The organism is Bacillota bacterium (assembly GCA_040754675.1).
GTDB lineage: Bacteria > Bacillota > Limnochordia > Limnochordales > Geochordaceae > Geochorda.
The window spans coordinates 1-10,574 of sequence record JBFMCJ010000095.1; the positions used below are offsets into that span (position 1 = coordinate 1).

A 10,574-nucleotide genomic window follows, 5' to 3' on the forward strand; every position below is an offset into this window, starting at 1 on the left:
GCCTACCTCGGCGAGGCTACCGGTCGGTCCCAAGACCCCCGAACCGGAGGGAGGGTCCCGGTTGAGTACGTTTCGTTATGAGGCAACGTATCTCCGTTCAGGTACCTTTTGTTTTGAGGCAACTAGGGGCCCGCCCCGCGCAAACTACCCGTGCCATGACCTCCGGTGACGTGCTGGCCGTTGCGTTCCCCCGCATCGACCCTGCCCTGCTCTGGTCGGCCGGATCGGCGGCTCGGCACTACGCCCGGCCCGTCTTCGCCTCCCCGCCGCCCCGCTACCTCCACCGGACGCTGCACCTCCCGGGCAGGGCCACGGTCGAGCTCGAACTCTTCGGCCCCCCGCGGTCGCGCTGGCTGCAGGCGCTGCTGCACGCGCACCGCAACCCTGCCGAGGCCGCCCGGCGGTTCGAGCTTGCACTGGAGGGCCTGCGCCTTTCCCCGCTGCCTCACCCCGATCGGCTGCTGACGCCCGAGTTCCTGCGGACGCGCTGGGAGCAGGCCGGCGTCATCCCGTACCGGCACCAGCTGGCTGCCGCGCGCCGCGTCATCTTCGAACTCGGCGGCCGCGCCGTCCTCGCCGACGAGGTGGGGCTCGGGAAGACCATCGAATCGGGCCTCGTGCTCCACGAGCTGCTATTGCGCCGGCTGGTCCTGCGGACGCTCATCCTGGTGCCGTCCGGCCTCTGCTGGCAGTGGTACCGGGAACTGCGGGACAAGTTCGACCTGCCGGTGGAACTCCAGGCCAGCGAACGGGACTGGGGCCGCGTGCCGCTGCTCGTTGCCTCACTGGACACCGCCAAGCGCTCGCCCCACCGCGAAGAGGTGCTGGCGAACCCGTACGACCTCGTCATCGTCGACGAGGCCCACCGCCTCAAGAACGACCGCACCCAGGCGTACGCCCTGGTGTCCGCTATCCGCACCCGCTACCTGTTACTGGTGACCGCCACTCCCGTCCACAACCACGTGCGAGAACTATGGTCACTGGTCAAGCTGGTGGCGCCCACCCAGGCGCTGCCCGCTCCCCCTCGGGCACGCAGCGCCCTCGCCGGTCACCCGGCGGCCGGCCGGCTGCGAGAGGCCGTCCACTTCGTGATGATCCGGACCCGCCGCGCCGACACGCCCGTCCCCTTCACCGGGCGGCATGTGCACACCATCGCCGTGCACCCCACCCCGCCCGAACAGGCGCTTTACTCGGCTCTGGACGAGCACCTGCTCCGGGCAGCGCGCGCCTCGGGCCGCGTCGACCATCGCACCTTGGTCTTCCTGACGTTGAAGCGGGAGCTCTGCTCCAGCCCTCACGCCCTGGCTGAAAGCCTGCGGCGCATGGTGCGGCGCGGCCGCCCGGAACTCGAAGAGCTGCTCGCCAAGGCATCCCGCCTCAGCACCTGGGCCAAGGCCGACGCTTGCGCGCGCCTCGTGCGCCGGCTTGGCGACGACCACGTCCTGCTCTTTACGGAGTACGTGGCGACGCAGCGGGCGCTCGCCGACCGCCTCGCCGCCCTCGGCAGGCCCGTCGTTCTCTTCCACGGCGGCCTCACCCCCATGCAGCGGGACTGGGCGCGGGGCGTTTTCGAGCGGACCGCCCCCGTGATGGTCTCCACCGATGCCGGGGCCGAGGGCGTCAATCTGCAGTTTTGCCGAAACGTCGTCAACGTGGACCTGCCCTGGAATCCCATGCGCATCGAACAGCGCATCGGCCGCCTGCACCGTCTCGGCCAGACGCGTGACGTCCACGTCTGGAACCTGATCGCCCGGGGCACCGTGGAGGAGTACGTGCTTTATCTGCTCCACCAGAAGCTCGACCTCTTCCGCCACTTCATCGGCCAGATCGACGCCATCGTCGAGCACCTCGGAAGCCTGAGCCGGCTTGAGCAGCAACTGACCCGCCTCTTTGCGCGCTCCGAGCAAAGCGACATGACCGGTGAGCAGATCCGGCAGGCCCTTCACCAACTTGCCCAAGAGTGGCAGCAGTTGCTGGAAAACCTGAAAGGCAACGCCAGGAGGACCTCGCCCGATGGCAGGCACTGATGGCCCCCGCCGCCAAACGCCCGATGCTGCGGTTGCTGCCGGAGCCCATCGCGACTTCTGTCTGCGGGTGCTCGCACTCCCGGGAAGCCGCATCCAGCGGGTGCCGGACCCGGCCGGCGATTCGTTCCGCGTCGAGCTTCCCGAGCACCTGGCCTTGCGGTGGGGAAGCCGCGGCCGGCCCTGCCCGGCCCTCTGGCTTACCTTCGACACCAACGCAGCGCAGGCCGCGTCGGCGGCTTTAAAGGCAGAGAGCGACGGGGCCGGGCGCCCGGAGCTGGTCCTCCCCTCGTCCCGGCGGTTCTGGGAGATCCAAAAGCTCAGTCTCGAATCCGGGTGGCTCGTGGTGCTCCACTGCCCGGGCCGGCGGCACTTCCCTGCACTCTGGCTGTGGATGGACGTTCTGGCCGACGGGGGACCGCTGGCACGCGCTCCGGCAGCCGGGCAGGCGGCAGTCTGGACGCCGCTCGCCGGGGACGGCCGCGAGCCGGCCATCTACCCCGTTTCGAGAGAAGACGTCTGTCTGCCCGGCGCCGAACCGGGGCGTTCCCCGGTCGGGCAAGCAGCGCACGCGCTCCCGGTGCGCTGGGGGCCACCACCCGGGACGACGAAGACGGCCCGGCCCAGATCGCGCCGACCGGTGGCCCACTCGCTGGAAAGGGCCACCCTGGCCCTTGCGTCTTCCTTGATCCGCCGCAGCGAGTTTCAGGCGTGGCTCGCAGGGCTTGCCGAAGGCTTCCCCGACGCCCGCCCCAGAATCCGGCTCTTCCTTACCCTGGCCGCCCTCATCTACCTGGACGAGGGCGTACCCTGGCCGCCTCCGCCCCTCCTGCGCCTGGCTGCGCCATCGCCTTGAGCTGCCGCCTCAGGCGCATCTCCAGGTCTGCGGGCAGCGGGCGGCCACTGAGCGCGGGCGGTTCTACTGGCCTGACGGGCTCAGGCGGCCTGATCGGCTCTGGCAGCTTCTCGGGCACCGCTCCGCCGGGCTCCGGCACCCCGCCCGTGACGGAGCGCGGCGCGGCAGGCGGCCCTGTGATGGCAGCCCCGGCCGGGGACAGCATGAGTTCGAGCAACTGCATGGCCGCCTGCTTGTCCGGCACCCGGCCCCTCGTGGAGAGTTCGGGATCTGTCTGGGAATGCGGCGGCACCGGCGCTCCCACGCATGACGGGCATCCCGACTCGCAGGGGCACCGGGCAATGAGGTCAAAGGCCGCCTCGGCCACCGCAGCGGCCGCGTCAAACGCCTGGCGGGCAAAGCCTGCCCCGCCCGGATGCCGGTCGTAGACGAAGATGGCCGGCGAGGCTCCCGGACCCGAGTCCACCACGGCGCCCACGTCGGAGGTGTCGCACCCGGCAAACAGCGGCAGCACGCCGACCATGGCGTTGGCCGCCCCCCAAAGCCCGTCGATGGGACTCCGCCCTGTCGCCGCCACGGCGCTCAGCACGGCGGGGTCGGGGGCGAGCGCCATGGCCATCGTGTAGATCTCCGTGGGCGGCAGTTGCACCCGGCCCCACCCAAGGCTGTCCCGGCTCTCGAAGCGCACCTTCTTGAACATGTACACCATCTGGGTGACCACGGCATCGCCGAATTGAGCGACGCCCTGCCCCACCCGCTTCTCCAGCGGCGGCCCGGCGTCGGCGACGGGGCGCACCCGTTGCTCGGCCACGGCCTGGGTGAAGTAGTCGACCGGCTCGCGCCGCACCCAGGCCACCCGGCCCTCCAGGTCAAGCCGCTCGACCAGGTACGTCTCACCCCCGTGCAGGTAGACCGCCTCGGGGTGCAACTGGAAGAACGCGCTCGCCTCGTCCAGGCTCCCGATGACCTGTCCGCTGCCGGCGTCCATGACGGTGTAAGTAGCCTCCGAAGCGGTGCGCAGGCCAAACTGCGCGGCAGGATACGGGGTCCCCTTCCACCGCCAGTACGTGCCGTCCCACCATACCTCGCCCGCCTCGTGCAGGAGCCGCATCAGGGCATCCGCCCAGGGGCCGAAGGCCGAAAGTTCTGCCGGCTTCAGCGGCAGCTCGTACACGGCAGCCCGCAGGTGGCCCATCACGACCTGGGGGTTGTCGGGGTTCAGCACCCCCGGTTCCGGGGTCCGGGTGAAGAGGTACTCCGGGTGATTCATGAGGTACTGATCGATAGGCGAGTCGTGGGCCACCAGGACGGCCAGCCCCGGCTCTTGCTTGCGCCCCGCCCGCCCGGCCTGCTGCCACAGCGACGCGACGCTCCCCGGGTACCCCACCAGGATGGCCGCCCCGAGCTGGCCCACGTCGACCCCGAGTTCCAGGGCGTTGGTGCTGCAAACCCCCAGAAGCTCCCCGGAGAAGAGCCGCCGTTCGATGCTGCGGCGTTCCTCCGGCAGGTAGCCACCCCGGTACGGCGCGACCTTGTCCGCCCGTGAGGGGGCCACTTGCTGGAGGCGTGACCGCGCGTAGCGGTACAGCAGTTCCGCCACGACGCGCGCTCGGCCGAACGCAATGGTGGGAACGTCGCCCGCTACCAGTTCGGCCATGAGTTCGGCGGCCTCCACGTTTGCCGAACGCCGGGCCGGCGGGTGACCAACGCGCGGCGGGTTCCACAGCACCATGCACTGCCCTGCCCGGGGCGATCCGTCCTCGTCCACCACCTCGACCGGTTCGCCGACGAGCAGTTCGGCCATCTGCCTGGCGTTGTCGATGGTGGCCGAGCACAGGATGAAGGTGGGCGACCGGCCCCACTGCCGGGCAATGCGGCGCAGGCGCCGCACCACGTTGGCCACGTGTGAACCGAACAGGCCCCGGTAGACGTGCATCTCGTCGATGACCACGTACCGCAGGCCGCGCCAGAACCGTGCCCACCCCACGTGGTGCCCCAGCAGGCCAGCGTGGAGCATGTCCGGGTTGGTGAGCAACAGCCTGGACGAGCTTTTCAGGCGGCGGCGCAGGTCCGGAGGCGTGTCCCCGTCGTAGGTGCCGGCGTTCAGCCTCCAGGGGTCCTCCCGGCCCCCCGACAGTTCCAGAAGGAAGCGGAGCTGATCCTGGGCCAGCGCCTTGGTGGGGAACAAGTAGAGGACCGTGGCGTGGGGGTCCACCACCAGCGCCTCCAGGGCGGGGACGTGGTAGGCAAGGCTCTTCCCGCTGGCAGTACCCGTCGCCACCGCCACGTGGCGCCCCGCCCGGGCGTGTTGGATGGCCAGCGCCTGGTGCTGGTAGAGCCGCTCGATGCCGCGCCTGGAAAGGGCCTCGGCCACAGGCGCCACCACCGGCGGAGAAAGCTCGCCAAAGCGCGCCTCGCGCGCGGCAAGCCACCGGACCGCCTGCAGCCGCCTGCGGTACGTGGGGTCGTGCTCCAACTGCTCGACGAACGCGCGGATGTCCATACAGACAGCGTAGGTCCTTCGCCCGGCGGGCCGGGGCTCCTTTCATGACCGGCCCGACTCCTGGGCTTCGGGCGGGCACCAGATGACCGCCAGGCCTGCCGGCGCCAGGCGAGCCCGCAGGCGGTAGCGCTCCTCGAGTTCCGAGAGGGCGAGGGCCTCTTCACGGTCCACGGCCTTCAGGCGCCTGGCGAGGGCCTTTTGCTGGGCACCGGCCAGGGCTGCGAGCTTTTGCGCCCGTTCCCCAAGGTCGCGTGCGCGCTGCGGATCGGAGGTCAGTTGGGAGTAGACCAGCGCCGCTGCCGCGCGCCGGTAGAGGGCACGCAGGGGGAGCACCTCTTCGGCCCGGCGCTCCCGGCAGTACTGCTCCAGCCGCTGCCGTTCCGCCTCCCGGAGCGGATCCAGGCGCTGGCGCAGGGCTGCAAGCTCGGCCTCTGCCTGCCGCACGGCCGCGCGGAGCGCCTTCTCGCCCAGGCGCTTGACTTCGTAAGGGCTCACCCAGGCCATCGGCGGCGGCGGCCGGGCGATGAGTCGCAAGTTCGCCGGCGGCCGGCAGACCGGTGCTTCGGCGTCGCCGCCGGCCAGCACGTCGATGACCGACCGCCGGGCTCCCTCGGGCAGCGCGAAGCCCGTCACGGTCGAGACGAAGCGAAACCACAGGTAGCGCCGCAGGGGCTGTGGGCGGCCCGGATCTTGCGCGGCGAAGACCGCGAAGCGGCCCCGGTCCCGGACGGCGCGGGACAGGCGCCGCGCAGGGCCGCTGCCGGGCGCGAGGAGAACGACCCCCGGGGCACGTGATACCCACACGGGGTTGGTCGTGATCAGGAAGGCCGCCTGCCGGCCCGCGGGCTCCCTTGCCGGCGGCTCGGCCTTCAGGAGATCGGGCGCCACCGGGGAGAGCCGGTAGCCCAGAAGCTCCAGCGCCTGCCGGACCAGAACCAGGCTCTGCTGCCTTTCCGGGGCTTTCTCCACACCCCTCTCACCCGGATCCGGCCAGCCGCTCTTCGACCGGCCCCTCCGGGCCTTGCGCGCCCCCGGCGGCCACTCCCGCCCCGCCCGGGGGCCCGTCCAGCACGGCCTCCGTTAGCTGCCGGGCCGCAAGCCAACGGCGCCACTGGCGCTCCAGGAAGCCGCCCACCTCCGCCAGGCGGTGCCTCATCTCCTCGTCGTTCGGCGAGGCCAGCACGATGTCCCGTATGCGCCCCTCCAGGCCGCCGGATACCCCGGCCACCACCTCGTCCAGGTCGCCCACCACGTCGCGGAACATCCCGAGCTTCTCGTAGATGAGCGAAAGCAAATACTCCTCGATGGTGCCCGGCACCACCAGATTGAAGACAAAGACGGCACGGGTCTGCCCCAGACGGTGGACACGCCCGATACGCTGCTCCACCCGCATGGGGTTCCAGGGCAGGTCCAGGTTGACGACGCAGGATGCGAACTGCAGGTTCTGGCCTTCGCTCCCCGCGTCGGTACTGATCAAAACCGGACACTCCCTTCGAAACCGGGCAAGTTCCCTCGCCCGCTCCCGCGCTCCCTGCGAGCCGCAGTACAGCGCAGCCCGGATCCCCGCTGCTTCCAGGTATGGCACGGCGCTGCGGGCGGTGGTGGCAAACTGGGTGAACGCGACCACGCTGCCGGCTGGCGGAGCGTTCTGCTCCAGGTAGGCTGCCAGCCACCGGATCTTGGGGCCCGGGTGGTGCGCCTCCAGCCGCTCCGCGGCGGGCAGGAGGTCAGCCAGGCCCGGGCGGAGCGCATGCCACGCCTCGCCCGACTCGGGGTCGGCCAGCCGCCGCAGGGTGCAGGCCACCCCCGCGGGGCTGCTGGTGGCCTCCCGCAAGAGGACGGCTGCCAGCAGAGCGGTTCGTCCCCGCCTCAGGGGCTCCCCGTGCGCCCGCAAGAGCTTGAGAAGGTTCTGATACAGGTCCTGTCCTGCCTCGTCGAACGGCACGACGACGTTGGTGACGTGCCGCGGCGGCAGGCGGATCCCGGCCTCGTGCCGGCGGGTGCGCACCAGCACCTCGCTGAGAAGCCGGCGCAGGCGGACGACGTTGCGCGGCGTGCGAGGCCCTTCGGTGAACTCGCGGCGAAAGCCCCGGGGCGTGCCGAAATGGCCCGGGCGAAGCAGCGTCACCAGGTTGTAGAGCTCATCCAGGTCGTTGTGGACGGGAGTGGCGGTGAGGAGCAACAGGGCGCGTTTGCTGGCGCGGGCAACCAACCGGAAGGCGGCGGAGTGGCTGTTCTTCAGCCGGTGTGCCTCGTCGACGGCCACGAGATCCCAGCGACAGCGGGCGATGGCCGAAGCATGGGGCTCTATCCGGGCGGTTTCGAGCGACGCCAGGACAACCTCGTCCCGATCCCACCCGTGGCCCGGACTCGGATGCAGGCAGGCGCGGATGTCGCAGCGCCGGGCGAGTTCCAGGTGCCACTGGCGCACGAGGGCAGCCGGCACCAGGAGGAGGGCCCGGCGCACCCGGCCTCGAAGCATGAGTTCCTTGAGAATCGCCCCGGCCTCGATGGTCTTGCCCATGCCCACCTCGTCGGCCAGCAGCACCCGGCCTGCCAGAGGGCCGACCGCTCTTGCCACGGCGCGCCTCTGGTGGGGGTAGAGCCGGACGGGCAGCGCGTCGAGACAGAGCAGGCGACCCTCTTCGGGGCGATCGAATGCCTCGAGGAGCCCCGGCCAGAGGAGAAATGCCTGCCCCCCGAAAGCCGAGGGCGAGTTCGCCCACTCAATGAGCCGCTGCTGCCATCCCTGCGGGACCTCGATGCAAACCGTGCGTGCCATGCAGGCGTAGTTTACCCACCGCTGCCCCTCCCTCCGGGGCCGGCGGGGCCGCCTGGGCCGTAGCGGCTGCGAACGGCCTCGCCCAGGCGACGGGCGAGCTGGGTGATGTTGCCCGCTCCCATCACCAGAACCAGGGTGCCGGGCACCGCCTCGGCAAGCGCACGCTCATACGTCTCTTCCAGCGTGGGGCAGAAGAAAGCCTTGTCGGGCCGTGCCGTCCAGACGGGCCGGGCGGCGAGCCTGCGGAAGAGTTCCAGGCCGGTCACGCCGGGGAGCGGCTGTTCGGGAGGCGGGGCGTAAATGTCGGTGAGGACGACGGCGTCTGCCCGGTCGAACGCCCCCGCCAGCTCGTCCATGAGGATGGCCGTCCGGTGGTACCGGTGCGGCTGGAACACCGCCACCACTCGCGCCCCGTACCCGTCGCGTGCGGCAGCGATGGTCGCGGCGATCTTGGTCGGGTGGTGGGCGTAGTCGTCCACCACCATCACGCCCCCGGCCTCCGCCACCACCTCGAACCGGCGGCGGGCACCGGTGAAGCCCTCGAGGCTGCGGCAGGCCGCCTCGAGATCAAGCCCAAGGGCGTCTGCCACCCCCAGCACCGCCAGCGCGTTGGCCACGTTGTGCTGCCCGGGAACCGAGAGCCGGACGGGCCCCACGACCTGTTCATCTCGGACGGCCACGAAGCGAGAGCCGCGGGCTGCAAGCTCTATGCCACGCGCCGTCCAGCGCGCCGGGTGCGGCCCCAGGGCGTACGTGACGACCCGGCTTCCCTCGGCGTTGAGCCTGGGCAGCGCGCCGTTCCGCCCGTTGAGGAGATCCCGTACCACCGGGCTGTCCGTGCCCAGCACCCACCAACCGTTGGGCACCACCTGGGCCATGAAGCGGGCGTACGCGTCAATCAGACGGTCGAAGGAGTAGCCGTAGTTCTCCAGGTGGTCCGGCTCGATCGTGGTCACGACGGCGATGTCGGGGTGGAAGTTGAGAAACGACCGGTCGCTCTCGTCCGCCTCCACCACCGCCAGGCCTCCCCGCCCCGGCCGGGCGCCGGTCGGCGAGCCCGGCAGGGCAAATCCAACCGCCACCATGGGATCCATGCCGAGCTCCACCAGCATGTGGGCGGTCAGCGCGGCGGTCGTCGTCTTGCCGTGCGCGCCCGCCACGGCGACCAGTGACCGCCCGGACAGCGCTCCGGCCAGCGCCTCGGCCCGGTGGCGCACCGGGACTCCCAGGCGCTCCGCCTCCAGCCGCTCGGGATTGTCCCGGGGGATGGCGCTGGAGACCACCAGCACGTCGGCCAGGCCGACGTGGCCGGGATCGTGGCCCTCGAAAACCGAGACCCCGAGCGAACGCAGGTGAGGGATGGCCTCACTTCCCAAGTGCAGGTCGCAGCCGCTCACTTCGAAACCCCCGGCCCTGAGGATCTCGGCCAGGGCGCTCATACCTGTCCCGCCGATACCCATCAGGTGATAGCGCCTTGCTTGCATAGGTCCCCCTCACTTAGCATGTCGCGCGCCCGTGCGGGGCCCACCTGTGCGGCGCCTGCCGCGTCAGCGCTGGGGCGACGGCGGAGGCGCCGCGGGCTGCTGCTGTTGTTGCTGTCGCTGCTGGGGCTGCGGTGGCACCGGGCTGCCGGTCCGCCCCGTCGCCTGCTCCTCGAACAGGCGAGCCACGGCCTCCCCCAGCATTCGAGCCGCTCCCTTCGCCTCGTCCAGCGTGTTGTCCCGGTAGTCGCCGATGAAAACGGTGACGGCGTTGGGATGCACGTGGCCGTTGAGGGCGGCGTGCTGCACCTTGATGCCCCTTGAGAGCCCGGGGTACAGGTCGTTCATCTTGGCCCGCAGCGCCTCCGCAAAAGCCAGGTTCTGGTCGGCGTACGGGTTGGCGACGTCCCCGATCACCAGCAGGATCTTCGCCACCTTCTGCCCGTCAATCTCGGCGGTCGTGTAACCGTCCGGATAATCCGACGGCAGCGCATCCCGGTGGATGTCCAGAACGGCCACCACGTCGGCGTTGGTTCGCAGCAGCTCATTGACGGTGTTGACCGAATGGACGAACGCCTCACTGTAGTTCGGGTAATCGTGGACGGTCCGGTCGTGGACGGCCCGGATGCCCCTCTGCTCAAGCACCGCTGCCAGCTCAGCCCCTACGGCCACCACGCCCCCCGGCTTTCCGCGCTCGTGGGTCGAGGCGGGCTGGTAGTTCTCGGTCGTGTGCGCGTGGTAAACGAGCACGGCCGGCGTGGAGGCAACCTGAGGCCTGGGTTGCTGCTGCCGCTGCTGGGGCTGGCCCATCCTCTGCGCCTCCTGCCGCCCGGGCACGAACCCCAGGAACCGTGCTCCCACCACCGCCACCACCAGAAGCGCCACCAGGACGAACAGCAACCCCGGCCCGCCCGCCCGGTCGGACGCC

7 protein-coding genes are annotated in these 10,574 nt (G+C 70.9%); 2 read left to right on the forward strand and 5 right to left on the reverse strand.

Annotation, left to right across the window (positions count from 1 at the left end; genetic code table 11):
• Window positions 1–155: 155 nt before the first annotated feature.
• A complete protein-coding gene (locus tag AB1609_07605) occupies window positions 156–2,027 on the forward strand; it encodes an SNF2-related protein (protein MEW6046333.1) in 1,872 nt (623 codons plus the stop codon).
• Window positions 2,014–2,880 (forward strand): hypothetical protein, encoded by an 867-nt coding sequence (locus AB1609_07610; GenBank protein MEW6046334.1) that lies wholly within the window; start codon window positions 2,014–2,016, stop codon window positions 2,878–2,880. Before AB1609_07605 ends, AB1609_07610 begins: the two co-directional genes overlap by 14 nt.
• Here the strand turns inward: AB1609_07610 and AB1609_07615 are convergent.
• The 5 genes from AB1609_07615 to spoIIP all read right to left on the reverse strand — a co-directional run.
• A complete protein-coding gene (locus tag AB1609_07615) occupies window positions 2,810–5,383 on the reverse strand; it encodes a DEAD/DEAH box helicase (GenBank protein MEW6046335.1) in 2,574 nt (857 codons plus the stop codon). The two genes, AB1609_07610 and AB1609_07615, sit on opposite strands and share 71 nt — an antisense overlap.
• A gap of 42 nt (window positions 5,384–5,425) precedes the next feature.
• A complete protein-coding gene (locus tag AB1609_07620; protein MEW6046336.1) occupies window positions 5,426–6,352 on the reverse strand; it encodes a hypothetical protein in 927 nt (308 codons plus the stop codon).
• A gap of 7 nt (window positions 6,353–6,359) precedes the next feature.
• A complete protein-coding gene (locus tag AB1609_07625; protein ID MEW6046337.1) occupies window positions 6,360–8,165 on the reverse strand; it encodes an SNF2-related protein in 1,806 nt (601 codons plus the stop codon).
• A gap of 11 nt (window positions 8,166–8,176) precedes the next feature.
• Complete coding sequence (gene murC, locus AB1609_07630) at window positions 8,177–9,649, reverse strand: UDP-N-acetylmuramate--L-alanine ligase (protein ID MEW6046338.1); 1,473 nt, start codon at window positions 9,647–9,649, stop codon at window positions 8,177–8,179.
• A gap of 63 nt (window positions 9,650–9,712) precedes the next feature.
• The coding region (spoIIP, locus tag AB1609_07635; protein MEW6046339.1) for a stage II sporulation protein P at window positions 9,713–10,574 on the reverse strand (862 nt) is incomplete at its 5' end.